At 61.0% G+C, this 25,652-nt stretch carries 22 protein-coding genes; 7 read left to right on the forward strand and 15 right to left on the reverse strand.

The window, feature by feature from the left end; genetic code table 11:
* Nucleotides 1-5: 5 nt before the first annotated feature.
* Nucleotides 6-410 (forward strand): hypothetical protein, encoded by a 405-nt coding sequence (locus ACZ5WW_RS14420; RefSeq protein WP_377171942.1) that lies wholly within the window; start codon nucleotides 6-8, stop codon nucleotides 408-410.
* Here the strand turns inward: ACZ5WW_RS14420 and ACZ5WW_RS14425 are convergent.
* Genes ACZ5WW_RS14425 through ACZ5WW_RS14440 form a run of 4 tightly spaced genes read right to left on the reverse strand, consistent with a single transcriptional unit; the run spans nucleotide 386 to nucleotide 4,306 of the window.
* The gene (locus tag ACZ5WW_RS14425) at nucleotides 386-1,642 is read right to left on the reverse strand and encodes an NAD(P)/FAD-dependent oxidoreductase (protein WP_377171940.1); all 1,257 of its coding nucleotides are present in this window, start codon (nucleotides 1,640-1,642) and stop codon (nucleotides 386-388) included. The two genes, ACZ5WW_RS14420 and ACZ5WW_RS14425, sit on opposite strands and share 25 nt — an antisense overlap.
* 38 nt (nucleotides 1,643-1,680) lie before the next feature.
* On the reverse strand, nucleotides 1,681-2,469 hold the full coding sequence (locus tag ACZ5WW_RS14430; RefSeq protein ID WP_377171938.1) for an ABC transporter ATP-binding protein: 789 nt from the start codon (nucleotides 2,467-2,469) through the stop codon (nucleotides 1,681-1,683).
* Entirely contained in the window at nucleotides 2,456-3,217 is a 762-nt protein-coding gene (locus ACZ5WW_RS14435; RefSeq protein WP_377171936.1) for an ABC transporter permease, read from the reverse strand. Before ACZ5WW_RS14435 ends, ACZ5WW_RS14430 begins: the two co-directional genes overlap by 14 nt.
* A 15-nt stretch (nucleotides 3,218-3,232) precedes the next feature.
* Complete coding sequence (locus ACZ5WW_RS14440; protein WP_377171934.1) at nucleotides 3,233-4,306, reverse strand: ABC transporter substrate-binding protein; 1,074 nt, start codon at nucleotides 4,304-4,306, stop codon at nucleotides 3,233-3,235.
* 153 nt (nucleotides 4,307-4,459) lie between these two features.
* On the opposite strand from ACZ5WW_RS14440, the gene ACZ5WW_RS14445 reads away from it, so the two are divergent.
* The 4 genes from ACZ5WW_RS14445 to ACZ5WW_RS14460 all read left to right on the forward strand — a co-directional run bounded on the left by ACZ5WW_RS14445 (nucleotide 4,460) and on the right by ACZ5WW_RS14460 (nucleotide 7,350).
* Nucleotides 4,460-4,603 carry a twin-arginine translocation signal domain-containing protein gene (locus tag ACZ5WW_RS14445; protein WP_377171932.1) on the forward strand — a complete coding sequence of 48 codons (144 nt, stop codon included), beginning with the start codon at nucleotides 4,460-4,462 and terminating at the stop codon, nucleotides 4,601-4,603.
* Between the two features lie 39 nt (nucleotides 4,604-4,642).
* Nucleotides 4,643-5,416: a DUF3500 domain-containing protein gene (locus tag ACZ5WW_RS14450; RefSeq protein ID WP_377171930.1), complete on the forward strand. Its 774-nt coding sequence runs from the start codon at nucleotides 4,643-4,645 to the stop codon at nucleotides 5,414-5,416.
* A gap of 45 nt (nucleotides 5,417-5,461) precedes the next feature.
* Nucleotides 5,462-6,241 (forward strand): SDR family NAD(P)-dependent oxidoreductase, encoded by a 780-nt coding sequence (locus ACZ5WW_RS14455; protein WP_377171928.1) that lies wholly within the window; start codon nucleotides 5,462-5,464, stop codon nucleotides 6,239-6,241.
* Between the two features lie 200 nt (nucleotides 6,242-6,441).
* Nucleotides 6,442-7,350 (forward strand): dihydrodipicolinate synthase family protein, encoded by a 909-nt coding sequence (locus ACZ5WW_RS14460; RefSeq protein WP_377171926.1) that lies wholly within the window; start codon nucleotides 6,442-6,444, stop codon nucleotides 7,348-7,350.
* 27 nt (nucleotides 7,351-7,377) lie between these two features.
* On the opposite strand, the gene ACZ5WW_RS14465 is transcribed toward ACZ5WW_RS14460, so the two are convergent.
* Nucleotides 7,378-8,865 (reverse strand): PKD domain-containing protein, encoded by a 1,488-nt coding sequence (locus ACZ5WW_RS14465; RefSeq protein ID WP_377171924.1) that lies wholly within the window; start codon nucleotides 8,863-8,865, stop codon nucleotides 7,378-7,380.
* A gap of 320 nt (nucleotides 8,866-9,185) precedes the next feature.
* Between ACZ5WW_RS14465 and ACZ5WW_RS14470 the strand changes: the two genes are divergently transcribed.
* Nucleotides 9,186-10,055 (forward strand): amidohydrolase family protein, encoded by an 870-nt coding sequence (locus ACZ5WW_RS14470; RefSeq protein ID WP_464694153.1) that lies wholly within the window; start codon nucleotides 9,186-9,188, stop codon nucleotides 10,053-10,055.
* 28 nt (nucleotides 10,056-10,083) lie between these two features.
* Here ACZ5WW_RS14470 and ACZ5WW_RS14475 read toward each other — a convergent pair whose 3' ends face one another.
* The 9 genes from ACZ5WW_RS14475 to ACZ5WW_RS14515 all read right to left on the reverse strand — a co-directional run bounded on the left by ACZ5WW_RS14475 (nucleotide 10,084) and on the right by ACZ5WW_RS14515 (nucleotide 23,944).
* Nucleotides 10,084-11,238: a cytochrome P450 gene (locus tag ACZ5WW_RS14475; RefSeq protein ID WP_377171920.1), complete on the reverse strand. Its 1,155-nt coding sequence runs from the start codon at nucleotides 11,236-11,238 to the stop codon at nucleotides 10,084-10,086.
* 97 nt (nucleotides 11,239-11,335) lie between these two features.
* Nucleotides 11,336-12,760 carry a sulfatase family protein gene (locus ACZ5WW_RS14480; protein ID WP_377171918.1) on the reverse strand — a complete coding sequence of 475 codons (1,425 nt, stop codon included), beginning with the start codon at nucleotides 12,758-12,760 and terminating at the stop codon, nucleotides 11,336-11,338.
* An 88-nt stretch (nucleotides 12,761-12,848) separates the two neighbouring features.
* A complete protein-coding gene (locus tag ACZ5WW_RS14485) occupies nucleotides 12,849-16,181 on the reverse strand; it encodes a 3-keto-alpha-glucoside-1,2-lyase-like domain-containing protein (RefSeq protein ID WP_377171916.1) in 3,333 nt (1,110 codons plus the stop codon).
* Nucleotides 16,182-16,311: 130 nt separating this feature from the next.
* Complete coding sequence (locus ACZ5WW_RS14490; protein ID WP_377171914.1) at nucleotides 16,312-20,481, reverse strand: PVC-type heme-binding CxxCH protein; 4,170 nt, start codon at nucleotides 20,479-20,481, stop codon at nucleotides 16,312-16,314.
* A 234-nt stretch (nucleotides 20,482-20,715) separates the two neighbouring features.
* Nucleotides 20,716-21,102, reverse strand: coding sequence for a hypothetical protein (locus tag ACZ5WW_RS14495; protein ID WP_377171912.1), 387 nt, complete (start codon nucleotides 21,100-21,102; stop codon nucleotides 20,716-20,718).
* Between the two features lie 111 nt (nucleotides 21,103-21,213).
* Nucleotides 21,214-21,621, reverse strand: a complete 408-nt coding sequence (locus ACZ5WW_RS14500) for a type II toxin-antitoxin system death-on-curing family toxin (protein WP_377171910.1) — start codon at nucleotides 21,619-21,621, stop codon at nucleotides 21,214-21,216.
* Nucleotides 21,618-21,848, reverse strand: a complete 231-nt coding sequence (locus ACZ5WW_RS14505) for an AbrB/MazE/SpoVT family DNA-binding domain-containing protein (protein ID WP_377171908.1) — start codon at nucleotides 21,846-21,848, stop codon at nucleotides 21,618-21,620. Before ACZ5WW_RS14505 ends, ACZ5WW_RS14500 begins: the two co-directional genes overlap by 4 nt.
* A 40-nt stretch (nucleotides 21,849-21,888) precedes the next feature.
* The gene (locus ACZ5WW_RS14510) at nucleotides 21,889-23,415 is read right to left on the reverse strand and encodes a LamG-like jellyroll fold domain-containing protein (RefSeq protein WP_377171906.1); all 1,527 of its coding nucleotides are present in this window, start codon (nucleotides 23,413-23,415) and stop codon (nucleotides 21,889-21,891) included.
* Nucleotides 23,408-23,944, reverse strand: a complete 537-nt coding sequence (locus tag ACZ5WW_RS14515) for an RNA polymerase sigma factor (RefSeq protein WP_377171904.1) — start codon at nucleotides 23,942-23,944, stop codon at nucleotides 23,408-23,410. Before ACZ5WW_RS14515 ends, ACZ5WW_RS14510 begins: the two co-directional genes overlap by 8 nt.
* 246 nt (nucleotides 23,945-24,190) lie before the next feature.
* Between ACZ5WW_RS14515 and ACZ5WW_RS14520 the strand changes: the two genes are divergently transcribed.
* Entirely contained in the window at nucleotides 24,191-25,015 is an 825-nt protein-coding gene (locus ACZ5WW_RS14520) for a hypothetical protein (protein WP_377171902.1), read from the forward strand.
* An 8-nt stretch (nucleotides 25,016-25,023) separates the two neighbouring features.
* Here ACZ5WW_RS14520 and dhaL read toward each other — a convergent pair whose 3' ends face one another.
* Nucleotides 25,024-25,650: a dihydroxyacetone kinase subunit DhaL gene (gene dhaL / locus ACZ5WW_RS14525; protein WP_377171900.1), complete on the reverse strand. Its 627-nt coding sequence runs from the start codon at nucleotides 25,648-25,650 to the stop codon at nucleotides 25,024-25,026.
* Nucleotides 25,651-25,652: the final 2 nt, after the last annotated feature.

Raw genomic sequence — 25,652 nt, forward strand, 5'->3', positions numbered from 1 at the left:
CCGCCATGCCTCTCATCCGCTACCTGCAGAATCTCTCCACCGGCCGCACCATTCTCTGGTGTTACTTCATCTGGTGGCTGCTCAGCATTGTGAACCACTTCGACGGCACACCACGCATCTGGCTCACCTCCGTGGGCCTGAGTGCCATCATCGGCGCGGCGCTGCTCATCAGCACGCAGACGCCGGCCTCCGGTCGCTGGATCTGGCCGGACCGCTGGGTGACCTTCCGCCTCTTTCTCATGCCTTTCTGCGTCTCCAGCTTTTCCGCTTTGGTGAAGAGTGCCGGCTACCTGCTCATCTTTCCGCCCACCCTGCGCGAGAACGCCACCGGCGCGAGCCTGATCGCCCTCTTTCTGCTCGTGGTTTGGAGTGTGAAGAAAACCGCTCACGCCGCCATCGGCACCCCGTAGGGCAGGATGTCCGGGATCGGCGCAAACTCGCGGATCTTCTTCCACAGCGAAGAGTAGTCCTTGTTCACATCTCCAGAAAGACAGTCGGTGATCTCATCGCCCGCATCGGGGTATTTCATGACCACGTCCTTGAAGGAAAAGTCTGGATTGTAAAAGGCGTAAACAAGCTTGCGCATGTTGTCGATGCCCTGGCGCATCTGCTCGGCATACTCGCTGAAGCGCTGCGGGGAGAGGTCTCTCGCCTCCAGAGCCGCATGCACAGCATCTCCCGCCAGCACGCCGCTCTTGAGCGCCAGCATCACGCCGCTGCTGAAGACGGGGTCCAGAAACGCAAAGGCATCACCCACCAGGAGCAGCCCCGGCGAAGCACCGTACTTCGAGTGCCGTGAATACTCGCTCGTGATCCAATATTCTCCCGTGCAAGTTCCGGCGGAGAGGTGCTCCTTGATCCACTGGTTCTCGCCGATCTCGCGCTCAAACATCGCCTTCGGATCGCGCACGCCGTCACGGCTCAGGTACTTGCCCTCGGCCACCACTCCCACGCTCACCATGTCATTGTGCATGGGGATGTGCCAGAACCAGCCCTTGTCCGGCACAAAAGCGATTGTCGTCGCGCCTTCATCGATCCCTTCTTCACGCTTGGATCCCTTGTAGTAGGTCCACACCGCCACCTTGTTCAGGTAGGGGTCGCCCACGCGCCAGCCCTCGCGCACCGAGGCAAACGCTTCCTTGCCCGAGGCATCGATCACCAGCTTGGCCAGCAGGTGCTCCGTGCTGCCGTCCTTGTTTTTCACAGCCACGCCGACGACCTTGCCGCTGTCGTCCTTGAGCAGTTGCGTCACGGTCGTCTCCTCACGCACCTCGGCGCCTCGGCCGCGCGCGTGCTCCATCAGCATGTGGTCAAACTCTGAGCGCATCACCTGCCACGTCTGCGCCACGGTGTCGCGGTCATATCGGTTGTAAAAATAGAAGGGCTGCGAGCGCCGTCCGTCTGGCTGCACAAAACTCACGCTGAACTTCTTCATGAAGTGAGATTTCTTCATCGTCGGGATCAGCCCCAGACGCTCCAGCGGGCCGAAGGTGAACGGGATCAGCGACTCCCCCACATGGTAGCGCGGAAACTTCTCGCGCTCGAGCACGAGAACCTTGTGGCCGTACTCCGCCAGAATGGCCGCAGTGCTGGTGCCGGCTGGTCCGCCGCCGATGATGATGACTTCGTGTTCGGTGTTCATGGAATGGGTCCGAATATACGTTGCTCGCGACAAAAAGATCACTTCAAATCACCACTTCCTCCACCATGCACATCCATGCCCATGATGGCGAAAATCCGGTCTCGTGCGGCCAGGTAGCCGGGGGAGTCCAGATCACGTGGGCGCGGCAGTTCCACCCGCACCTCCTCAGCCACCGTGGCCGGGCGGCGGCTCATCACCACCACTCGATCTGCCAGTTGCACGGCCTCCTCGATGTCATGCGTGACAAAAAGAATCGTCTTCTTCTCCGCCTGCCAGATGCGCACCAGATCCGCGCGCATTTTCAGACGAGTGATGAAATCCAGCGCCCCGAAAGGCTCGTCCATGTACAGCACCTCGGCATCTGCCGCCAGTGCACGGGCGATCTCCACGCGCTGTCGCATGCCGCCGGAGAGCTCGCGCGGGTAGGACTTCTCAAAGCCGGTGAGTCCCACCATGCCGATGTAGTGCGTCACACGCTCCTCCCTCTCCCGGGGCGGGCGGGACATCAGGCCAAAGCCGATGTTTTCCTCGACCGTGAGCCAGGGAAAGACGCCGTTTTCCTGAAACACAAAGATCCGCCGAGGATCCGGCCCGTTCACCGCCGATCCTGCCACCTGCACATCTCCCTGCGACTCTTTAAGAAAGCCGCCGATGATGTTGAGCAGCGTGGATTTGCCGCAGCCGGAAGGGCCCACCACGCAGACAAACTCTCCTGCCTTCACATCCAGATTCACACGCTCCAGCACGTGCACCTCCTCTCCGGCTCTTTTGCCAGGGAAGGATTTCCAGCAATCGCGGACGTGGATGAGTGATTTATCGTTGTCCATAGCCCCATTTCACTTCGTCAAATTTCTCCAGCTGCCGGATCAGCAGATCCAGCACCAGCCCGATCAGCCCGATCATCACCATGCCGGCCACCACAAGGTCGTAGCGTTTGCCGGCATTGCGTGCGTCGATGATGAGATACCCCAGACCGCTGTTCACCGCGATCATCTCCGCCGCCACCACCACCAGCCAGGCGATGCCCAGCGCGATGCGGATGCCCGTGATGATCTGCGGCAAGGCGGCAGGCAAAATCACACGCCTGAAGAGCTGCGGACCCTTGATGCCAAAATTTTGAGCCGCACGCAGATACACAAGCTGCATGTTTTGCACCGCCGCCATCGAGGACACGGTGATGGGAAACACACTGGCCAGGAAGATCAGAAACACCGGCGCAGTGTCATCGATCCCGAACCACAGAATCGCCACAGGAATCCATGCGATGGGTGAGATGGGCCGCAGGATCTGGATAATCGGGTTCAGTGCCTGGAAGGCCGGGCGGAACCACCCCAAAACAAGCCCCAGCGGCACGCCCACGACCACTGCCAGCCCAAAACCCCAGCTCACTCGAAAGAGCGATGCCACGATGTATTTCAACAGCAGCCCTTTCTCAAAGAGCTCATGGATGCCGCGCAGCACATCCACCGGAGTGGGGAAGAGATCGCTGCCTGAGACACGCACCAGCGTATGCCAGCCCAGCAGGAAGACCGCTGCGGTGACCAGTGGCAGAAGGATGGAGGAAAAACGCTTCATGCAGCAATCGACGGCTTACTTTCTCGGCGGCACCTCTCCGCCTTTCAGCCCCTCATAGGAGGACGGCTTTACCTGGGAATCATCCGGCACAAACGAGGTGTCCGTATAATCTTCAAAGACCACATCCTTGGTGATCACACCCGCCTCCCGCGCGAGCGCCTCGATCTCTTCGAAGTCCGGCTTCCGCAGCGCCAGGTTGGTATACTTCACGCGGTCCGGCGGCTTGCTCAGTACAAACTCCAGCAGGCGCGGATGCTGATTGTAGTAGTTCTTCGCCACAAACTTCGCCGCGTCCATGCGGTTGTCCATTTTCGTGTCCAGCCACTTGCCGCTGCTCGCGATCCCGTCCACCAGCCGCTGCACCGTTTCGCGGTCGTTTTTGATGAAGTCCTCGCGCACCGCCAGCACGCAGGAGATGAAGTTGGGCCACACGTCTTTCGTCAGCCAGAGCACGCGCCCGTAACCGTCCAGCTCAGTCTGGCCCATGAAGGGCTCGCCGCTGGAGATCGCATCGACGGCCTTGGAGTAAAGCGCAGCCGGCATGTCCGGCGGCGGCATCTCCACCAGTTCGATGTCATTCACCGTCATGTTTGCCTGCTTGAGCGCGCGGAACACCAGCAGGCGTTGATTGGAGTAGCGGTTTGGCACCGCGATCCGCTTCCCTCGCAGGTCCTCCATGCGGTAAATTTTGGAATCCTTGTGCACCATCACCGCGCTGCCGTCACGATGCCCCAGGTACACCACCTTGATCGGCACACCCTGCTCCCGTAGCGCCATGGCCATGGGAGCCAGGATGAAGGTGGCGGGCGTGTAGCCCGAAAGAAACGCCTCTTTCAGCTCCGGCCAGCCGCTAAAGCGCACCGGCTCAAACGAGCTCTGCCCTTCCACCTGTTGATTGATGAAATCCGTCACCGGACAGGTCAGGTGGCACGTCACCGGCAGGAAGCCGATGCGGAATTTGCCCTCCGCCGCTTGTGTCGTGCCCGCAGCCTTGGGCGCGAACCACTTCAGGTTCAATGAACCATGCATGGTCGTGATCAGCGCCAGCCAGAGCGCGCCGCACAAAAAAGTGGTGCCGAGGAGTTTCACATTGGGAATTACGTCCCTCTCATCCATGCTGAAAATACCCGTTCAGCATCGTTTCCATGCCGGATCGTGATGGAGCCCCGATAAACAAAAACTTTCCACTGCAGACGGCGTTTGGTACAAACCAGCCATGAACACGATCCCCGCCCTGCGGCCATGAACCGCCGCGATTTCCTCTCCCGCAGTGCCCAGGCCGCCACTGCAGGCCTGCCCGGCCCCGCCTTTGGTGCCATCTCCCCAGCCACCTCCGAAACCCTCGTGCAGCAGCTCTACGGCAGCATGGGCGAGACCCAGCGCTAGACCCTCTGCTTTGCCTGGAGCGATACCCGCCGCCTCAAGGTGGATAACAAATGGCACACCACCCCGCAGAAGATCCGCGACGTCCTCAAACCCGACCAGAAGGACCTCGTGCGCCAGATTTTCGACAAGCTTCACTGCGACGAATACAAATCCGAGGTCTGGCGTCAGTTTGACCAGTACAACAAAGGAGACGGCGGCTTTGGCAGCGCCTCCATCGCCATCTTTGGCCAGCCCGGAACCAACCAGTTCGAGTTCGTCCTCACCGGCCGCCACTGCACCCGCCGCTGCAATGGAGACAGCGAAAAAGGCGCGGCCTTTGGCGGCCCCATCTTCTACGGCTACGCCGCCCAGGGCTTCAATGAAAAGCCCACTCACCCTGGTAACGCCTACTGGTTCCAGGCCCAGCGTGCCAACGAAGTCTTTCAAGCCCTCGACGGCAAGCAGCGCGAGACCACCCTCCTGGGCGAATCCCGCGACGAAGACGGCAGCGACACCGTCAAGCTCACCGGCAAGACCCAGGGCCTCGAAGGCATCTCCGTCGCCGACCTCAGAGCCGACCAGAAAGACCTCGTCAAAACAGTCCTCGCCGATCTGCTGAAACCCTTCCGCCAGTCCGAACGCGAAGAGTCCATGAAGTACATCGAGGCCGGCGGCTTCGACAGCCTGCACACGGCCTTCTTCAAAAACCAGGACGTTGGCAAACACGGCGTCTGGGACGTCTGGCAGATCGAAGGCCCCAACATGGTCTGGTTCTTCCGCGGCGACCCGCATGTGCACTGCTGGGCGCATATCCGGGAGCCGAAGGCAGCGTGATAAGGCGAGCCTGAAAGACTTCGCCCGTTGAGGCGATCTCTTCCCATGCCTGTTTTTGATCGCTTCAAACTCACCGGCCGCCGTGCCCTCATCACCGGCGGCTCTCGCGGCCTTGGTCTGGAAATGGCGCGTGCGCTGGGGGAGGCCGGTGCCCAGGTCATCATCTCCGGCTCCAACGAAGAGCACCTGCTAAAAGCCTGCGAAGAACTGCACAGTGCCAATGTCCACGTCACCTCCATCCAGGCCGATCTCTCCAAGCCCGAGGAAGCCGAGCGCCTCTGCGACACGGTGCTGCGCGATCACGCCCCCATCGACATCCTCATCAACAACGTCGGCGGCCGCCGCATCAACACCCCCACCGAAGATCTCCCCCTCGAAGACTGGCAGCGCATCCTCGACCTCAATCTCACTCAGGCCTTCATCCTCACCAAGCGCATCGGCGGAGCGATGATCCCGCGCAAATGGGGCCGCATCATCAACATCGCCTCCATCAATGCCCTCTGGCCCGGCAAGGCCATGCGCGGCCGCAGCTACGAGACCTCCAAGGGTGCACTCATCATGTTCACCAAAGCTGTGGCCGCCGACTGGGCCGCGCACGGCATCACCGTTAACGCCATCGCCCCCGGCCCCTTCATGACCGATGCCAACAAACGCTGGATCGGCGAGCGCCCCGAGTTCGAAGGCGAAGTCGCCACCAGCATCCCCATGGGCCGCTGGGGCCGCCCCGATGAGATCGGACCGCTGGCCCTCTACCTTGCCAGCGAAGCCAGCAGCTTCATGACCGGCAGCGTCCTCATCCTCGATGGCGGCAAGCTGCTATGGTGAAACTTCAGCCCTCTTTCTGATTCGCGTCAATTTGCGGTCATTCCTCAAAGCATTCGCGTTTAAATTCAACCCTCCGGCTCATACTTCAAAAATCAAGAATCGATGGCTCTTCAATCGTCAATCCTCCGTCTCCAAGACACCAAGGGCACGCACGATTGACGATTGATGAAATCAGAAGTTCCCCTCCCCCTCCCCAGCCCATGCCTCCCCCCCCCCCACTCCACGGCGTCCTTCCCGTCTTCCAGACCCCATGGCATGCCGATGAAACGCTCGACCTCGAAACACTCGAGCGCGAAATTTCCTGGCTCTACGACTGCGGCTCCCACGGCATCGTCATGGCCATGGTCTCCGAAACCCTGCGGCTCGACAGCGAGGAGCGCGAAGCACTTGCCGCTGCCGCATGCAAATTTGGCAAAGCACGCGGCGCCGTCATCATCAGCGTGGGCGCGGAATCCTCCAAGACCGCCGAACGCTATGCAAAGCACGCCGAGAGCGTCGGAGCAGATGCCGTCATGGCCATCCCGCCCGTCTCCATCGGCATCGGCGAGAGCGAGCTGCTGGCCTATTACACCCGCATCATCCACGCCATCCAGATTCCGGTCATCGTGCAGGACGCCAGCGGCTACGTCGGCAAGCCCATGCCCATCGCCATGCAGGCGCGGCTGCTCGCTGAGTTCGGCCCCGAGCGCGTGCAGTACAAACCCGAAGCCTCCCCCATCGGCCCCAAGCTCTCCGAACTCCGCGATGCCACCCAAGGTCGCGCCCGCGTCTTCGAAGGCACCGGCGGCATCGCGCTGGTGGACTCCTTCAAGCGCGGCGTCGTCGGCACCATGCCAGGCGCGGACCTCATCCGCGGCCTCGTCCCGCTGTGGAATGCGCTCACATCCGGCGACACCGAAAAAGCCGACCGCATCCACGGCCCCCTCTCCGCCCTCATCTCCATGCAGACCAGCCTCGATGGCTTCCTCGCCGTCGAAAAGCACCTCCTCGTCCGCCAGGGCATCTTCAAAAACACCCTCGTGCGCGGCCCCGTCGGCTTCAAACTCGACGACGAAACCAAACGCGAGGTGGATCGCCAGTTTGATCGCATGATCGCAGCAGCAGCATGATCGATGTGAAGCGCTGGCATGCGCCGCTTACTTCCCGATCCTCACCCACAGATGCCCCAGCGCCTTCTCCCCGCGTGCGTTGGCGTGTTGCACGCTCACGATGTAGTCACCGGGCATGGAAAAGGTGTGGGTGGTGGTCGCGTAGCCGTCTTTGGCCAGGGCTTTGGCGTTGCCGTCGGACTTCACATTCACAGGTGGGGATCCGTCGCCAAAGTCCCAGGTCTCTCCGCCAGCATCGCGGAAGGTGCGGACCTTGAAGGTGATCTCCTGGCCGGGCTTGAGGTTCATCGTGGGGGAAAAGCTCGGATGGATCGCGGGCGGGATGTTCACGAGGTCGTTTCCGATCACCTGCACGATGGCAAAGTCGTAGCTCGTATTCCCGGCATCGTCGGTAATTTTGAGGATCTCGCTGGTGCTGCCAGGTTGCGTGTAGGTGCGCTCAAAAGTGGCCGCGTTCTTCTTCGTGCCATCCGCCAGCGTCCACTCATAGCTGGCGATCTTGCCTGAGGCGGCCCAGGACTTGGACGCATCCAGCGTGATGCTCTCGCCTACACGGATGAAATGATGCGGCCGCGCCACGGCAATCACCTGCGGCTTCTGCTCGCGCACGTAGCTCTCCCACGCAAAGGCGTAGGCCTCCTGCGTCCCCCATTTGCCCGAGGGCTGGCGGCTTTTGATGCCGAAGTGCAGGTGCGACCACCCGCCGCTGGCGCCTTCCTTGCCCAGCAGGCCCATGCGCTGCCCCATCTTCACCCGCGTGCCGGGCTGGATGGCGTCATCGATGCTGTGGAAGTGGCTGTAACGGTAATACCAGCCTCTGGCATCGAGCACATAGACCACATCGTAACGCGGACGCACGGGCGTGAGGGAGTAGCCGTCGAGCGTCTTGTCCCGAGCACTGACCACGAGTCCATCTGTGGCGGCCACGACTTCCACAAGCCCTTCGCAGCCACCGAAGTCGAGGTCGTTGTGATAATAAATCTTCTTCCGGTCCGGCTTGTCGCCGCCGTCCACATAGGTGGGCTCATTGGCAAACTGCGTGCTGGTGGCAAACCAGCGCTGCTTGAGCGGATACACAAACGTCCCGGGCTCGATCCACGACGCGCCTGCGGGCCAGAGGCGCAGACGTGCGTCTTTCTCCAGCCCCCAGGAATCCTCGCCGCTGTTGGCATTGTAGCCGCGCGTGATCGGGCAGTCGATCTGCACACCGCCCACAGGCTTGGGCAGATGGTAGTTCGCGCTCATGATCCAAGCCTCCACTCCATTCACCACCACCTTCACGCGGGCCTCGCGCACAGCCTTGGCCATTGTGTCTGTCTTCTCCTGCAGGTCCAGCAGCTTCACTTTGGCCACGCTGCCGTCCGCGAGTTTCACCTCAGCGGCTTCACCGATGCGGAGATCCACGGCGCGCAATGTCGACTGCGCTGTGGACTCAGGCGGCGCGGCGCGCAGCGGAAACGGGAGCTGGCAGAGGGCGGCCGCCAGCAGGACGAGTGTGGGCAGGACTGTGTTCATCTGAAAATGGCTATGCTGGCGCTGGTGAAGGCATGACTGCACATGCCTATACGGAGGCTTTGATGTCGAGCCGCAGGAGGTGTGGGAAAGGTGGGAGGTCCGTTCATGGGCGCGGACAGAAAACGCTCCCCACAGCGCCGCCTTTTTCCCTCCGCGTGCTTTCTATCGGTATTTTTGTCACCAGCCCCCTTCGCATGCCTGTGCCGGAGCGGCCAGGCCAAACGTCTCTGTTCTCCTCAACTTCTTCTGGCGCCGGCGGACGCGCCATGACCGCCGCAGCAGTCGCCGCATGCCAGTTCCTGCCCCTTCACGGCGTACTTATGCCGACGACTCTCCCGCCCATGATCATCGACGTCCACTCCCACGCCTGGAATTTCCCCTCCGACTTCTCAGAAGACTTCATCCAGCAGGCTGGCCGCGCACGTCCCGGCGTGAAGGTGGACATCAGCGCCACGTACGAGGCCTATCGCGCCAGCGCCCCGGAGAACACCCGCACCATCGTCTTCGGCGGCAAAGCAAAGCTCAGCGGCCTCTGGGTCGATGACAAGACCGTGGCAGACTACGTCGCGCGCGATCCTGCACGTCTCATCGGCTTTCTGGCCCTCGATCCCACTCAGGAAAACTGGGAGCGCGAGATGCGCTTCGGCCATGAGGAGCTCGGCCTGCGCGGCATCAAGCTCATGCCCATGTATGCCGGCTTCAGCCCGGACGATCCTCAGCTGGACCCATTGTGGCAGTACGCCGAAAAGCACGCCCTGCCCGTGCTCCTCCACACCGGCACTACCTTCATCGCCCAGGCCCCGCTGGCCTTCACCCTCCCGCGCCTCATCGAGCCCGTGGCTTTGAAACATCCTGAGCTGAAGATCATCCTCGCGCATCTCGGCCATCCCTATGAGGGCGAATGCCTCGTCACCATCCGCAAGCACGCCAATGTCTTCGCCGACGTCAGCGCACTCCATTACCGCCCCTGGCAGCTCTACAATTCGCTCATGCTCGCCCAGGAGTACGGCGTCTGGCACAAGCTCCTCTTCGGCACCGACTTCCCCTTCACCACCGTGAACGCCTCCATCGACGGCATCCGCAAGCTCAACGACATGCTCGAAGGCACCAAGCTCCCGCGTCTGGACGTGAACCAGATCGAAGCCATGATCCACCGCGACAGCCTGAAGCTGCTGGGCCTGGAACACTGACAAGTGCGGCTTCAGCCAAAAGCCACGATCAGCATGGCGAACCCAAGGCTTCCAGCTTCACCACCAGCGAATCATAGCCAAGCGTGCGGTCAAACTTGGCCTCATGCTCCACACGCTCTTCGGCTTTGAGAATGGTGATGCGCTTCACGCGTTCGCAGCACAGTCTCAGCAGCGTGCGAAGGATAAGCCGCGCATGCGGTGCGCCCAGACAGAGATGCGTGCCGAAGCCAAAGCTGAGGTGCGGGTTGGGTTTGCGGTCCAGGCGCACCTCCTCGGGCTGCGGGAAGGCATTGGCATCAAAGTTGGCAGAGGCCCATGCGAGCGAAATGCGCTCGCCGGCTTTCACCGTGACACCATTCACATCAGTGTCCGCCGGACACACACGGCCGATGTGCGTGAGCGGCATGAAGACTCTGAAAAACTCCTCGCTCGCCAACGTGATGCGCTTCGGATCTTCGCGCAGAAACTCCAGCGCCTCCGGATGCTCCGCCAGATAACCCAGCGCACAGGAGATGGTGTGAATGATCGTGTCACGCCCGCCGGCAAAGGCCAGATTGGCAAAGCCCATCATCTCCTCACGGGTGAGTTTGCGCCCGCGATACTCCGCCTGTGTGAGGGCACTGAAAAAGTCTTCTCCTGGATTCGCCTCTGCACGGTCAAACTGCGCGTGCAGGTAATCCTCCAGCACGTTGCCCTTTTTAAACTCGCCGCCCGTGACCTTGAACACATGAATGCCCCAGCCGATCCAGGTTTCACCTTCCGAGGCGGGCACGTTGAGCAGATGCGTCAGCGCGCGTGACTGAATGGGCAGTGCGAATTCGTTGACGATCTCGATGGAGTCGCGGCCCAGCGCCTGCGTGAGCATGCCCTCCATCAGCGCCTCCACCTGCGCGATCATCGCCGGGTCTTTGGCGCGCTGGAAAAAAGGCTCCACGATGGCGCGGTAGTCGGTGTGCTCCGGCGGATTGGTTTCGATGGGGAGCTGGCGCATGGTGCGCACTTCCTCCTCTGAGGGAATCGGCACGCGGAAAGGCGCGTCCGAGCTGAAGGTCTGCCAGTCCTTGGCCGCCTTGCGCACATCCTCGTGGCGCAGGATCATGGTGATGTCTTCGCCATGGAAGGGGCACTTCATCACGCCGGCGGTGCTGCGGGCTTCGCTAAAGGGATCGGAAAAGACGGGCATAGGAGGAGTTCTATCAAACGCTGAACGCGGGCTGCTTTCAGTGCAACCTTTGCTCTTTGTAGGATGATGCCTGCGGCCTGTGCAAAGGCCGTTCCGCTCACTTCTTTTTCGCCTTGCCAGCCTTTGCCGCAGGCTTCTGAGGCGCGGTGGGGTCTTCGTGCGGGGAGCCGTGCCACTGCGGCGCGATGTTTTTGGCGTTCCACTCCTCCCAGGTCTTGGAAAGTTTGGCCACAAGCTCGGGCTTGGAGGTGGCAAGGTTGTGCTCTTCGCCAATGTCAGTGCTCAAATCATAGAGCTGCCAGCCGGACTCGGTTTTGGCCTCCATGTCGCGCACATCCACGAGTTTCCAGTTTCCCTGGCGAATTGCTTTCTGCGGACCGAAACGCCAGGCGAGGGTGTCGTGTGGTGCGGTGGTGACTTCGCCTTTGAGATACGACAGCAGGTTCACACCTTCGACTCCGTCAGGTTGTTTGGCTCCGGTCACAGCGCAGGCCGTGGGCAGGATGTCCATGGTGCTCACGGGCTGGTCATAGGTCTTGCCTGCGGGCAGCTTGCCGGCCCAGCTCACAAAGAACGGCACTCGGATGCCGCCTTCAAGCGTCTGGCCCTTGTCACCCCGCAACGGTGTGTTGACACCCGTGTTGTAGGCCAAGAAGGGCTTTCTGCCTGAGCCGCCGTTGTCGCTGAAGAAAAACACCAGCGTGTTCGGATGCTTCGCCTTCAACTCGGCGGTGATGCGGCCAATGTCATCATCCAGCGCCACTAGCAGCGAAAGATAACCACGCCGGTTAGGGTCCGTAACATCTGCAGGAATCCGATCCTTGACCCTGTCCGCGATCTCCAGCGGCGTGTGCACGGCGTTGTAGGCCAGGTAGAGAAACCACGGCTTGGGCGCATGGCGCTTCATGAAACCGAGCGCTTCGTCGGTGAAGAGATCCGTCGTGTAGCCGTCCAGGTGCTGCAGCTCGCGGCCACGGTAGATCATGTTGTGCGAATGCGCGGAGCCAAACTCCGGGTCCGCATCCTTGTGCAGCAGGAAATTGTGTCCGCCCACGAGGAAGCCGAAAAACTCATCAAAGCCGCGCGACTGCGGATGATGTGCCGCATCAAAACCCTGATGCCATTTGCCAATGAGTGCTGTGGCGTAGCCCTCATCATGCAGCACATTGGCGATCGTGCGCTGGTCCAGTGGCAGCCCCAGCTTTGCCTCGTCTCCCACATGCGGATTAAACTCATGCCCAAACCGCGTCTGCGATTTCCCCGTGAGGAACCCGGCTCGCGAAGGGCTGCAATACGGCGCTGTCACATAGCCGTTCGTGCAGCGCACCCCGCTGGCCGCCAGCGCATCAATGTTCGGCGTCGGCACCACCTTTCCTCCGTGCACGCCAATGTCAGCATAACCAAGATCATCCGCGACGATGACGAGGATGTTGGGCTTTTCCGCAGCGGAAACCATGGAAGGCAAAGCTGCGGCCAGGATCAAGCCACGGAAGGCGTGAAGAATCGTGGAATGGAGTTTCATGGGGCGTTGATAACGAAGCACAGAGGTTGATCTCCCAGCAAAAGCAGGGAGCTCTCAAAAGCCGTCGAGGAAAGGATATTGGCTCAGCTTACTTCCCAAACATCGCATTGCCCTTGTCCCCGCCGCTCAGCACGTAGGCCACGAGGTCGAGGATCTCGTCCTTCTTGAGCATGGCGAGCAGCATGGGTGGCATGGGGGAGACGGTGCTGAGCTCGATGCTCTTCACTTCCTTGCGGTCCACGTTCACGCGCTGGTTGGGGTCAGTGAGGTCGGTGTTGAGAGTCACCCCATCGCCGCTCAGGTTCACCACCACACCGCTCATCACGCTGCCGTCGTTCTTGGTGACGATGATGGGGGCGAACTGCTCGTTGATGACCTTGCTGGGGTTGATGATGTTGTCGAGCAGGTCGTGCGGGCTGTAGCGGCCGCCAGCGCCAGTGAGATCAGGACCGGTCATGCCGCCGGCATTGCCAAAGCGGTGGCAGGTGTAGCAGGCGGCGGCGGTGAACATCTTGCGGCCGTTGTCAAAGCTGCGGCCTTTCATGCCGGTCTTGGCGGCGGCGCTGAGTTCATCCAGCGTCCACATCGTGGGCGTGCGGCCCACGAACATGGCACCGACGTTTTCGATGGCGGATTTGCGCTCGGGCTTCTTCGCGATCAGCTCGGCCAGCTGCGCGTTTTCCTCGGGCGTAAAGGTGGTGAGGCTGTCGTTGCGGATGAACTCGATGAATTTGTCAAAGCTGGCACCGCCTTTGTAGTTCGCCGCTTTCAGGAACCACTCCAGCTGCTGCGTGCGCAGCTCCTTGGTCCAGCCGGTCTTCAGAAAGCGCAGGCTGCGTGCATATTCCATCTGTGGCTCCTGGCTCTCTGCTGCAGCAATGAGGGCCATGCCCTTCGCCGCAGCCTTTGGATCCTGCAAATAGCCCAGTGTTTCTGTGAGCAGCCAGTTGAGCTCAAAATTGTCCGCCGGATACGCAGGATCGAGCTTGGCGATGATCGCAGCCACGATGGCATCGTCCGGATTGCCAAAGCGATGCAGCACGATCTCAGTGAGGCGCACGTAGGCCATGCGCTGCTCATTGTTCAGCTTGGTAAAGTCACGCTTCAGCAGCGCAGCCAAGATCTTGTCACGCATCGCCGTGTTCACCACATGGTCCGGAGCGCGGTGCGTGGGGCACACGCCCGTGACACGAGCGAGCGCCAGCAGGGCTTCAAGTTGTGCAGTGGCATTCTTTTCATTCAGCGCCTTGGCTTCCCATTCAGAAAGCGGATTGTGCTCCAGCACCGTGCGGGCGGCGGCGCGGATGTAGCGGTCCTTGTCACTGAGGTGTGGCCAGGCAAAGGCCACAGCCTTCGCGTCTGCCTTGCCGTGAAATGCCTCCAACTGATGGCGCAGGTTGGCACCTGCCGTGATCTGCGGTTCGTGTATCGCGGGTGCGGTCGACTCCTTGCCCGTGTATGTCACACGATACAGCCCGCTCTGCACACGACGGCCGCCGATCGTAAAATACATCGCGCCGTCTGGACCGATGATCGCATCACTCACCGGAAGCGGACCGCCGGTGACAAACTCTTCCTTCGTGGCGGTGTAAGTGGAACCGCTGGGCGTGAGATGCACGGCGTAAATTTTACCCCAGCTCCAGTCGAGCGCATAAAAGGCGTCCTGGTATTTGGCAGGGAACTTCGCGCCGTAGCCAAAGCTGCAGCCGGTGGGCGAGCCCGGACCGATGTTCAGCGTGGCGGGCAGGTTGTCATAGTAAAACTCGGGATACTTGCCAGCACCGTTGCGCCAGCCGTACTCGCCGCCGCTGACCACGTGGTTGATGCGTGTGGGGCGGTACCAGGAGGTGTTGAAGTCATACTCCATGTCTGCGTCGTACACGAAGAGCTCGCCCTCGCGGTTCACACCGCCGTCGTAGATGTTGCGGAAGCCTGATGCAAAGATCTCGAACTGCTTTCCATCCGGTGAGAAGCGGTAAACGATGCCGCCAGGAGCCATCACATGGCGGTTGTGGCCACGGCCGTCCGGCATGCGGGGCAGCAGATGGTCATCGCCCCAAAACTTTGCCACAGGAGAGGTGTCCAGCGTGCCCGCCTTCGGTCCTTCCTTGAGCACGGCATTGTTGCCGCTGATGAGATAGAGCCCCTTGCCGTCCGGCGTCTTCAAGATGGCGTGCACACCGTGGTCGCTGCCGGCGTCAAATTCGCGCAGCATCTCCAGTTTGTCGGGCATGTCGTCATTGTTGCTGTCAGTGATGCGGTACACGCCGCTGGGGATCTTCTTTTCGTAATCGTTCACGCCGATGTAGAGGGCACCAAAGGCGAAGAGCATGCCGTTCACGCCACGGATCTCTGCCGCCACCTTCTGCACATCCGCAGCCTTCAAAGGCTGGCCTGCAGCAGGCGGGCTGAAGCGGTAGAGGCAGCCATACTGGTCACTGGCGTAGATGCGGCCTTTGTCATCCGTGCAAAGGTTCACCCAGGATCCCTGCTCGCCACCAGGCACGGAGTAGAGCAGCTCCACTTTGAAATCAGGCAGCGTCTTGATGTTCGTCACCGGTGTGGCCACATTCGCACCGATGGCTGGCCCCACCGCCTCTGCGCGCTTCGGCTTCCCCTTGGCGGCAGCGTTCTTGCCTTTGCCATCACCCTTGGCCGGTGCAGCTGCCTTGCCTTTGCCCTTCGCGGGTGCCTTGGCCTCGATGATCTGCGCATCGCTGGGGATGGCCGACTTCTCAAACGAGATCACGCCGCCATCCGGCAGTTCCTTGAGCATCACATCCTTGATCTGCACCTTCATCGCAGGCCCGCGATGGATCTGAAAAGCGACCAAGCCTTCCAGCGCACGCTTGGATTCCTCAAAGTCCAGCAGGTCGATCGTCACCTTGCCGTCGATCTTGTGGATCAAATGATTGCCCTGAGCGATGATGGTGTATTCGTGCCATTCGGCGATGTCCACCTTCACCGGCTCGTGCTCGGAGGCCAGCCAGCGCTTGCCCTCGGGGTCGATCACCACGCCCTGGCCGTTCTGCACGATGATGCCGCGTCCGCGTTCCTCATACACCATCGCGTTGTTCGGATGAGCCGGGTGAATGTCACACTGATAACCACCGATGGACCACTTGCCGTTCTCCGGCAGCTCCTTACTGCGGTACTGGATGCCCGTGTTGTTGCCGCTTTCCTTGATCTTCGCATGCAGCTCAAAGTTCTTCACCTTCCCGCCGCGCCAGATGAGGAACTGGTTGTACGCCAGCTGCTCCGGCCCGGTGGTCTTGCCCGTGATGCAGCCGTCCTCCACGCTCCACAGCTCGGGATTGCCGTCCCAGCCGGTGAGGTCCTTGCCGTTGAAAAGCGGTTTAAAGCCGTCCTGCGCGGAGGCGAAGGAGGTGAACAGGAGGGATAGAAAAAGGAGACGGTTCATGGTTGGGCGCGTGGATAAACGCACCCGTTTATCCAAAACTACCGGCAAAGGATGTGTCGGATTCGGCAAAACAACAACGCCGGGGCTGTTAGGCACCCGGCGTTGCAGCAAGAATCGTCTGTTTGCGCGTCTACTTCATCGGGTGCAGCTTCAAAAGCTCGTCCGTCGTGAAGAGCATCATGCGGCCGGGGTTGGCGTCGCGGATGGCTTTGACTTCGGCTGCTGTGACTGGGTCGGCTTTGTTGCCGAAGTGGTTGCGCACGAAGGTGAGGACGCTGGCGATTTCCTCGTCCTTGAGCATGCCGCCGAAGGGAGTCATGGGCACCTGGCCGTTGTATTCCTTGCCGCCGACCTTGATGGGACCCATCAGGCCGTACATGACGATCTTGATGAGGCGGTCACGGTCCGTGGTGACCCAGGGGCTGTTCACGATGCTGGGGAAGGCGGGATCAAGACCGGCGCCGTTCGGCTGATGGCAGGTGACGCAGTGGCCTTCGCGGTTGTAGATCTCCTGGCCCAGCTTGAACTGCTTTTTGGCGGCGTCGCTCAGGTAGGCAGGGGCGGGCACCGCGGGGTGCTCGGGCTTCACGGTTTCCGCCACGCCAGCGAGGCGGTCGGCGGCGGTTTTGATGGCGGCCTTGTTCCAGTCGTCCTGCGGCAGCTTGGCGGCGATGGCGACGATGTTCTTGGCGGCGGGAATGTTTGGCAGCCACGAGGCGGCGACGACGGCTTCGAGGCGCACGCGGCCATGTTCATCGGCGGCAGCTTTTTCGAGCAGGGCGACGTGATCGGCGATGCGGTGGGTGTTGTAGCGCAGCACGCGGACGGCGGCGGCACGGGCGTGGAAGTCGGAGGAGGCGAGCATTTCGCGCAGGAGGCCTTCATCGGCTTCGTTCAGGCCCCAGGTGACCCAGAGGGCTTCGAGCTTGGCGTGGGTGTCCTTCTGGTCTGCGGCCCAGGTCTTGATGGCGGGGAGGACTTCCTTGGGATCGCGAGCGCGCAGTTCGCGGCGGGCGCGGTAGCGGGTGCGGAGTTCGGGTTCCTTGAGGTCTTCGAACAGGGTGGCGAGCGGAGCACCGGCGACAGGCACGGGCTTCACAAGAGGGCGGCCGGGGTAGGTGATGCGATAGATGCGGCCGTGGACGTGATCGCGCAGGGGATCGCGGGCGTTGTGCTGCATGTGGCCGATGAGGACGTTGTGCCAGTCGATGACGTAGAGGGAGCCATCGGGTGCGAATTCGAGATCGACGGGGCGGAAGTTGCCATCCGTGCTGACGAGGAGGTCCTGGCGGTGAGCGGTTTTCCAGCCGGCGCCGTTGTCTTCAATCTTGACCTGCTTGATGCCGAGGAAGCCGATGGCGTTGCAATAGATGAGGTCGCCCTGCACTTCGTCGGGGAAGTTGCGGGAGGAGACGATCTCAAGGCCGCTGGTGGGGCGCACTTTGTGGCCGTCCGGCACGAGGTCGGCGGTGGAAGGGGTCTTGCTGCCAAAGGTGGGCTTCACCTCCACGGGCAGGGCCCAGTTCATGGTGGTGCCGGAGGTGTGCAGCAGGAAGTCCTGGCCCCACTGGTCAAACACGAAGCCCCAGGGATTGGGGATGCTCATCTGGATGGTGCGCTCCAGCAGGCCGCGCTGCGGGCTGTAGCGGAAGAAGCCGCCGTCCACGCAGCGCACCGGCCCGTAGGGCGTCTCGACATTGGAGTGGAGGAAGACACCCTCGCACAGCATGAAGGCACCGCTGGGGTCCGCCGTGAAGGCGCTGATGGCGTGATGCGTGTCGTGCGTGTCAAAGCCGCCGAGCACGATCTCCATGCTGTCGGCCTTGTCGTCGCCGTTGGTGTCGCGCAGCAGCACGAGGTTCGGCTCCTGGGTCACATACACGCCTTCTGTGGTGAACTCAAAACCGATGGGCAGGTGCAGCTTGTCGGCAAAGACGGTTTCCTTGTCGGCCTTGCCGTCACCATTGGTGTCCTCATAGATGAGGATCTTGTCGTCCGGCATGGCATCGCCGGGGCGGTAGTGCGGGTAGGTGGGCATGGTGGCCACCCAGAGACGGCCCTTGTTGTCGAAGGACATCTGCATCGGGTTCGCCAGATTGGGGAACTCCTTTTCGGAGGCAAACAGCTCCACCTTGTAGCCTTCCGGCACCGTGAGGGACTTCAGGGCTTCTTCGCCATAGAGGTACTTCTCGCTGCCGTTCTTCACGCTCGGCACGTAGTTGGTAGGCACAGGTGGCAGCGTGTGGGTCTTGCTGTCGTCCACCTTCAGCTCGCTGGTTTTGCCGGTGGCCACAGCGTGGATCAGGTTGTCGCGCAGCGCGGTCATTTCGCGGCTCTTCTGCACTTCATCGGGGTAGTTCTGCGGGCCGTAGGGGTTGTAGCGGCGGCCATGCGCGTGCACGCCGTTGAGGATGTTGTAGTCCGTGTTCCAGAACCAGTCCTTCTCCTTCACCGCCTCACGTACCAGCCTGGGGTCGGCCTTGGATTCGTAACTGGCGTGGCCGTAGAGGCCGGTGGCCAGCAGCTTGCCGATTTCTGCATAACCTTTCTCGGTGGGGATGAAGCCGCCGGTGGTGAAAAACTCGCCGCCCTTGGCCTCGATCTCCTTCGTGGGGGTGAAGAGGTCGATGTAGGTCAGGCCGTGTTTCTTGGCCACTTTCTCGATGGCCCCCGCATAGAGCAGCAGGTTGGCGTTTTCCGTGTCGCCCTTCGGCAGATCACGCTTGGCGCTCTGGTTTTCGTAGGCGATGGGGCTCACCAGCACCACGCGCGGCGCGGCTTTGCCATTGTAGGCCTTGCTCAGGGTGTGCACCACCCAGGCGTCCAGCTCAGCCTCAAAGTTGCCCACCTTGGAGGGGCCGTCGAAGGACTCATTGTAGCCAAAGAAGGCCACGATGGTGTCCGCCTTCAGATGCGTGAGCCACTGGTCCGGCGTGGAGAAAAAGCCCTGGCCGTTGTGGATGGTCTTGTCCGGGTGAAACTTCTCCGCGCCAGGGAAGGCCCACTGAGAGGCGCGCGAGGGATGCGGTCGGAAGCCGGGGGTGTCTCCCACATGGCCCATGTTGCGGAAGAACAGTTCGCGGTCCGGGTAGCGGAGCTGGAGCTCGGTCTCGATCTGGCTGTACCACGTGTCGCGCTCGGCGAGGCCGTTGCCGATGAGCACGATGTGCTCACCCTTGCTCGGGGGTGCCACGGCCTGGGGGCGGGCGGAGGTGGCGGCGGCAGGTTCAGTGGTGGGCTGATGCGGGGCCTTCACTTCCTCCGGCTTCTTGGCAGCGTTCTTTTTGTCATCGGGCGTGCCCATCGTGGGGCTGCTGCCCGTGGCAAAGTCGCCGGGCTTGAGGTTGCGCTGCTTGAAGTAAGAGGAGTCCTTGATGAAGCCGTAGGCGGTGGGTTTGAAGGGGTCGATGAAAGCGACGTCCGCCTTGGCGGGCACCGGCAGCTTCAGCAGAGAGTGCACCGCATTCACGATGAGACGGCGCAGATTTTCGTCCGTGTAGTCCAGCGAGGCACCCATCGTGGTGCAGAAGGAGCGGCCCTTGGCCTTGCCGTCCGGGGAGGTGTAGTCGTGCAGCCAGGCGATGGGCTGCATGGGGTCGTTCTTCGGGCCTGCGACCGCCTTGGACTTGGGGTCCAGCGACTCCGTCACCGCGCCACGCAGCAGGATGGTGTCGCTCTCTGGCTTCACATCCGGTGCGCCATACACATCGGTGGTGCAGAAGATTTCGCCCACGCCGCTCAGGATTTCATTCTTGCCGTTGGCCTCCACCACCACGCTGCGGGTGCCCTCCTTTTTGTGCTGCCCATGGTGGCTCACCCATTTCTCGCCGAGGATCTTCAGGCCAAACTCGCTCCACTTGAAGTCACCGGTCTTGGCACTGCCGGTAAAGGCATGCGTGGCCGTGCGGAAGCCGATCACCGGCTTGCCGGCATTCAGGAATTTGGCGAAGTGCTCCAGACTCGCGTCCGGAAGCTGGCGGAAACGCGTGCCGATGATGAGCAGATCCGCGTCGTCCAGCACCTCGGTGCCGCGGATGTTCTTCTGGTTGTTGGGGTCGATGTAGCCGCCCTTTTCATCCGTGGAGAAAAGCACGATGCAGTTGAAGCCGTGCGTCTTGGCCAGGATTTTGGCCAGCATGGGCATGCTCTCCTCGGTGTGGTACTCCTCGTCACCGGCCACCAGGACGATCTTTTTGCCTTTGCCGGCGCCGACCGGATTTGCCGCGACTTCGAGATATTCCTGCGCGTGCGCGGACAGGGCCGAGCCGAGGAGTGCGAGGGTGAGTAGGAGCTGCTTCATGGGTTGGGGAAAAAAAACGGGCGGGAGAGCTAGTACCGCACAGGGCGGAGAAACCGGACAATAAAAAATTGGCATTCCACGGAATGGCCCGGTCCGGGGCGGGGAAGGGGGGGATGATCAGCAGGAGTTCCTGCCAGACGCGCAGAGCCGCCAGGATCAAACAATCCTGGCGGCTCAAATGCTGGCATTACGACACACGAATGTTTCGGGTGTCACTCTCATGAAAGAGGTATCTCAGTTGGGGCCATAGCTGCGGCGCCAGCCTTCCTGGAAGGCATTGCCGTAGTCTTCCGTACCGGCACCGACGACCTTGCCATCCGCTCCGAAACGCACCACATGCTCCTCCACCTTCGCCCAGGTGCCATACACCGGCACGTGGCGCTTCCACCCCTGCTGAGCCCAGCGCCAGAGTTCGCCGCTGGCGCTAGTTTTCTTTTCATCGGGCTCCCCCCAGGCAGCGATGACCTGCGCCTTGGTCATTCCAGGCTTGATGGTGCCATCGCCGGATGAAGATCCCGAGGGAGCAGAACGGCTGCCATCACTGCCAGCAGGAGCCACACACTGGCTGAGGCTGAAGGTGAGAGCAGCGAGGGAGAGAAGAGATAAGAATTTGGATGTCATGACGTGCCGTTTTTATCCAGTGCTGCTGCGTTCGTCAAGTATGAGTGCAGGGCTGCTTTGCCTCGTAATGACAGTGCGTCCCGCTTCCAGATCTGCACTAAAAAGCAGCCCTTATCCCGTTGCCCAGGCCAGCAGTTCCCGCATTTTTTGAGTCACCTCCTCTCGCCTCAGGATGCCAGAGGCAGCTTCGCGGGTGAGGTTTTCCCAGGCGTTCGCATCGAGCTCTTCGGTTTTGAGAAAGCCGTTCTCGCTCAAAAACACCAGGCAGACGGCCAGGGCAAACCGCTGGCCACCCTCCACAAAGGCGTCGTTGCGCCCAAGATAGAACAGATAGGCTGCTGCGATTTCGACAGGGTCCTGGTTCGACGACGGCCCCGACTGCAAGGCCAGGGGAGCCGCCAGGGCAGATTCCAGCAGCGCTCTGGACTGCAGGCCGGGACTGCCACCCTGCGCCGCAAGGATTTCGGCATGGATCGCGAGAGCCGTTTCCAGCGTCGGATGCAGAATGGCGGGGCTCATGAGAGGCGGCGGAAAAGCTCGCTGTTTTTCTGGATCAGCCGTTTGATGCTCTCGGCGGCTTTCTCGGCCTCGATGACCTGAGGGTTCATGGGAGTGATGGTGATGGTGCCACCGGCGTGCACCTCCACATTCACCTCATCCCCAACCTTCAGCCGGGCCAGCTGGAGGAGGGCCGTGTCGAAGATGAGCCCCTGAGAGTTGCCGATCTTGCTGATGGTTTTGACCATGGGTAAAACTATGTTTTACACCAGCATTGTCAATAACCCTCTACCTGGCCAAGCCCGCGATCTCCTCGTCACTCAGCGCGCGGTCCCAGAATGCAAACTCGTCCATCGCGCCGCTGAGGAGGCGGATGGCCACGCCGCCGGAGCTGCGGCGGTCGTTCCAGTTGCCGAGTTCGGCGATTCCGATCTTGAGCGGTGTGGTGTCCTTGAGCCCAGAGCGGGTCAGCAGCTCGCCATTCACATAGTGACGCACCTCCTTGGTGGCGGGATCATACACCACGGCGAGGTGCGTCCAGCGGCCAAAGCGCTCGGGGGTGAAGAGCACCGGTGTATCGTGGTCCACATGCGCCGCGCCACCGCCACCGGCGATGCCGAGGCGCACCCTGCCGTCGCGCATGATCTGCCAGTGGGTTTTGCGGTCGCCCCAGCCTTCGGACATGAAGAGGGAGTTGAAGGTGCGGTCCAGGCCGTTCACGCGCACCCAGACGGCCAGGGTCAGCGCCTTGGTCTCGCCGGGAATGTTCAGCCGCACGCGGTCGCTCACGTTGCGGAATTCCAGGGCACGCTTGCCCGGCCAGCGGCCGGTGGTCCAGGAAGCGCCGACGATGCTGCCATCGGCAATCTGCGCGCCGTTCGCAGCGTGGTTGCGCAGGGAGCGCGAGCCTTCATCCTCCTGAAAATCAAAGCGCAGGCGCAGGCTGGCATCGGCGTTCAGCTTAGAGCTGGAGGCCAGCCACTTCTCAAACTGGAATCGCTGGGACATGGCGCTGCGGGCGTCGATCTCATTCAGCGAGGCAAATCCGGAAGCATTGGCCGGGAGCACGGCCGTCGCACCTGCGATGGCCATGGCCTGGCCCTCCTTCAGCGACTTCATGGTCGCGCTGGGCCGATGCAGTTCCACCTCGCCTTTGAACACATGCACCTCGGCCGTCTGCGCGCCCACATCCAGGCCAAACTCGGTGCCGAGATCGACGATGGTGCCCTTGGGCGTGTTGATGCGGAAGCCCTTGGCCTGCGGCGGCACCTGGGCGCTGAGCTTGCCACGGGTGCAGGTGGCTTCGCCGGAGGAGACGAGCTGCAGCTCGGCAGGGCCTTCGATCAGGACGCGGGCCCCTTGATAAAACTCGATCTGGGCGATGCCGGACTTGAGCTTCAACCAGCCCGGGGACAACGGCGTGCCGGGTGCGATGGCGGCGGATTCCCACTCCAGATTGACCCCGCGAGTCAGCACGGCCACGGAGGCGGTGGTTTCCTCCTCGTTCTCGGGCTGCGGACTCAGCGTTTGATGGATCAACCACGCACCCAGCAGGGCGATGCAGGCCGCCATGGCCGCCACGCTGGTCACGGTGGCAAAGGTGAAGCGACGGCGGGGCAGCAGTGCAGGACGGGTGCTCATGCTCTCCACCACCAGCGGTTTGGTGGCGCGCAGCATGGCGTCCATTTCAAAGTGCTGCAGCAGGCGCTCTCCCAGTTCCGGGTGCGCTTGCAGCAGCGCATGCAGTTCCTCGGCCTCGCCGCTGGTGAGGGTGCCTTCAAGATAGCGTTGGACGAGGGTGTCGGTGTCAGGCATGCGCTTGCCCTCCCTGGCTGGCAGTGGTGCGCTCGATGCATTCGCGCAGTTTTTCACGCACGCGGGAAAGCGCGCGGCAGACGGTGTCCGCTTTCATGTTGATCTGATCGGCGATCTGCGGCGTGCCGATGTCGTTGTAGTAGTAGAGTTCCACCAGCTCGCGGCTTTTTTCCGGCAGCTTTTGCAGGCAGGCGCGCAGCACGCTGATCTCTTCCTCATAGCGCGGCGGGGCCTCGCGCTCCTCCGCCAGCAGGCGGATGTGGTCAGCCAGTTTTTGCACCACCTCGGGCTGCTGCCGGGTGCGCTCCCGCCACTGCCGCAGCGCGATGTGCCGCGTCATCGTGGCCAGCAGCGGGCGGGCATCCGTGCTCAGATCCCACTGGGACTCCTTGGCCATGAACTCCAAAAACACCTGCTGCGCGATGTCCTCCATCAGCCCCGGCCACGGTGCATACTTCAGCGCCACCCCTCTCACAAAGTCGTGATGGGCCAGGAAAACCTGCGCGGCCTGGGTTTCGTGAGTGTTCATGCGTGTGGCATTATCTCACACCAGCGGAAGAAACCGGACAGGTTTTTGTGGGATGCAAGCAAGATTGCATGTTATTAAATCATATTACCTAAGATTATACCCAAATTATATTCAAAATATTTTACTTGTTTTTTGCAGAATATGAATCGATGCCTGATTCTGCCATGTGCTTATTACTAATCTGCGCGACCGCAATTCGTTCAGAGTTTCATGTGAAAAAATAAATCCCCTCAACCTGAGTGTATCATGATCGTTGAATCTCTACTTGCGGTGGTAGGCACAATCACTGCCGCTTTCGTGTGGGAAAACTTGATTAGAGATCGCGTGAAAGTTAGTCGGATAAAAAGTGCTAACGATAAGGAGGTGGCAGGATTGATCGACCTTTACACAACGCTTTTTACAGATGATGGAACTAATTATAGCTGCGAGGAGTTACTAGAGTTTACCAACCCAAATCCTAACGACCGTCATCTGGATGTAGAAAATATCGTCTTAACTGCTTCGCATCACAACGACGTTGTGGGTTTTCTGATGTGTCATTTTTATCGCCACCGCAGGAAGGCTATTGTGAGCTATTTTGGAATCAATAAAGAAGTTCGTGAAGCTCGTCGAAAAGCTGCCGATTTAATGCTATCTTACCTTAAGAAGGTGCTGCTAGATGCTGAACATCACTGTGATTTTCTATTCTTTGACATGCAAGGTGTGGAAGGTGCACTTCCGCAAAATGAAATTACCGAGAGACGAGCGCGGCCTGTTAAATTTCGACAGAGTGCAAAAGCGCTTGGAATGAAAGCCGTTATTTTTGATTTTCCTTATCGGTGTCCACGAATTTCTCTTTCGCCAGAAGCCAAGGAATATTCCTTTACCTTGATGTGTGTTCCGCTGCGAACAGCACTTCCAAAGTATGTGTCTCGCGAACTGCTTTTGTCATTTCTACGATTTATTTATGAGGATTGTTATGGTGATGTTTACCCAATTTCTGACCCTCGTTTTATCGAACATCACAAGTATCTCAAAGCGAAACTGAAAGAGTATGAGTCCACCTTGCCAGAACAAATTCTAACTCGGTAAATTACAAGTCAACCCACTACAAAATCCCGCATCGTGTTCAGCATGACCACGACGGAGCAGGCACCTGCATCCGGGAATCCGAGGCACGCCTCACCCAGCGTCTTGGCGCGGCCAAACTGGGCGATCATGTTCTTGCTGGCTTCCTTGCCGCCTTCGGCAGCGGCGGCGACAGCGGTCAGGGCTTCGGTGAGAGGGAGAGCGGTGGACTCGCGCGCTTTCTCAGCGGCGGGGGCCAGGGCATCGATCATAGTCTTGTCGCCGGGCTTGGCGCCACCGCGTTTCATCACGCCTTCGAGGGCGGCGGAGAGCAAGAGGGAGAGGCCTTCGGCGTCGAAGGCCGGACGGCCTGCGAGGGCCTTGCCACCGGCGCGATAGACGGTGCCGAAGATGGCACCGGAAGCTCCGCCCATGCTGGTCATCATGGCGGTGCCGGTGGTGACGAAAACCTGCTCCACGCTGGCGGGGTCCATGGGCTCAAGCTGGGCTTTCACCGCCTCCATGCCGCGCTTCATGCCGAGGCCGTGGTCGCCATCGCCGAGGTCGCGGTCGGCCTGGGAGAGCATGGGTTCGGCGGCGATGATGGCGTCGGCCACCTGCAGCATCATGAGGCGGGCTTGATTGGCGTTGAGTGACATGG

It is taken from the genome of Prosthecobacter fluviatilis, assembly GCF_055388355.1.

Bases quoted from the DNA above. Each gene is read 5' to 3' on its own strand.
- ACZ5WW_RS14520 (WP_377171902.1), top strand. From the start codon at position 24,191: ATGATCGTTGAATCTCTACTTGCGGTGGTAGGCACAATCACTGCCGCT.
- ACZ5WW_RS14430 (WP_377171938.1), bottom strand. From the start codon at position 2,469: ATGGACAACGATAAATCACTCATCCACGTCCGCGATTGCTGGAAATCC.
- ACZ5WW_RS14495 (WP_377171912.1), bottom strand. From the start codon at position 21,102: ATGACATCCAAATTCTTATCTCTTCTCTCCCTCGCTGCTCTCACCTTC.
- ACZ5WW_RS14505 (WP_377171908.1), bottom strand. From the start codon at position 21,848: ATGGTCAAAACCATCAGCAAGATCGGCAACTCTCAGGGGCTCATCTTC.
- ACZ5WW_RS14475 (WP_377171920.1), bottom strand. From the start codon at position 11,238: ATGCCCGTCTTTTCCGATCCCTTTAGCGAAGCCCGCAGCACCGCCGGC.
- dhaL (WP_377171900.1), bottom strand. From the start codon at position 25,650: ATGTCACTCAACGCCAATCAAGCCCGCCTCATGATGCTGCAGGTGGCC.
- ACZ5WW_RS14425 (WP_377171940.1), bottom strand. From the start codon at position 1,642: ATGAACACCGAACACGAAGTCATCATCATCGGCGGCGGACCAGCCGGC.
- ACZ5WW_RS14510 (WP_377171906.1), bottom strand. From the start codon at position 23,415: ATGCCTGACACCGACACCCTCGTCCAACGCTATCTTGAAGGCACCCTC.
- ACZ5WW_RS14460 (WP_377171926.1), top strand. From the start codon at position 6,442: ATGCCTCCCCCCCCCCCACTCCACGGCGTCCTTCCCGTCTTCCAGACC.
- ACZ5WW_RS14515 (WP_377171904.1), bottom strand. From the start codon at position 23,944: ATGAACACTCACGAAACCCAGGCCGCGCAGGTTTTCCTGGCCCATCAC.
- ACZ5WW_RS14480 (WP_377171918.1), bottom strand. From the start codon at position 12,760: ATGAAACTCCATTCCACGATTCTTCACGCCTTCCGTGGCTTGATCCTG.
- ACZ5WW_RS14465 (WP_377171924.1), bottom strand. From the start codon at position 8,865: ATGAACACAGTCCTGCCCACACTCGTCCTGCTGGCGGCCGCCCTCTGC.
- ACZ5WW_RS14500 (WP_377171910.1), bottom strand. From the start codon at position 21,621: ATGAGCCCCGCCATTCTGCATCCGACGCTGGAAACGGCTCTCGCGATC.
- ACZ5WW_RS14455 (WP_377171928.1), top strand. From the start codon at position 5,462: ATGCCTGTTTTTGATCGCTTCAAACTCACCGGCCGCCGTGCCCTCATC.
- ACZ5WW_RS14485 (WP_377171916.1), bottom strand. From the start codon at position 16,181: ATGAACCGTCTCCTTTTTCTATCCCTCCTGTTCACCTCCTTCGCCTCC.
- ACZ5WW_RS14420 (WP_377171942.1), top strand. From the start codon at position 6: ATGCCTCTCATCCGCTACCTGCAGAATCTCTCCACCGGCCGCACCATT.
- ACZ5WW_RS14435 (WP_377171936.1), bottom strand. From the start codon at position 3,217: ATGAAGCGTTTTTCCTCCATCCTTCTGCCACTGGTCACCGCAGCGGTC.
- ACZ5WW_RS14490 (WP_377171914.1), bottom strand. From the start codon at position 20,481: ATGAAGCAGCTCCTACTCACCCTCGCACTCCTCGGCTCGGCCCTGTCC.
- ACZ5WW_RS14470 (WP_464694153.1), top strand. From the start codon at position 9,186: ATGCCGACGACTCTCCCGCCCATGATCATCGACGTCCACTCCCACGCC.
- ACZ5WW_RS14445 (WP_377171932.1), top strand. From the start codon at position 4,460: ATGAACCGCCGCGATTTCCTCTCCCGCAGTGCCCAGGCCGCCACTGCA.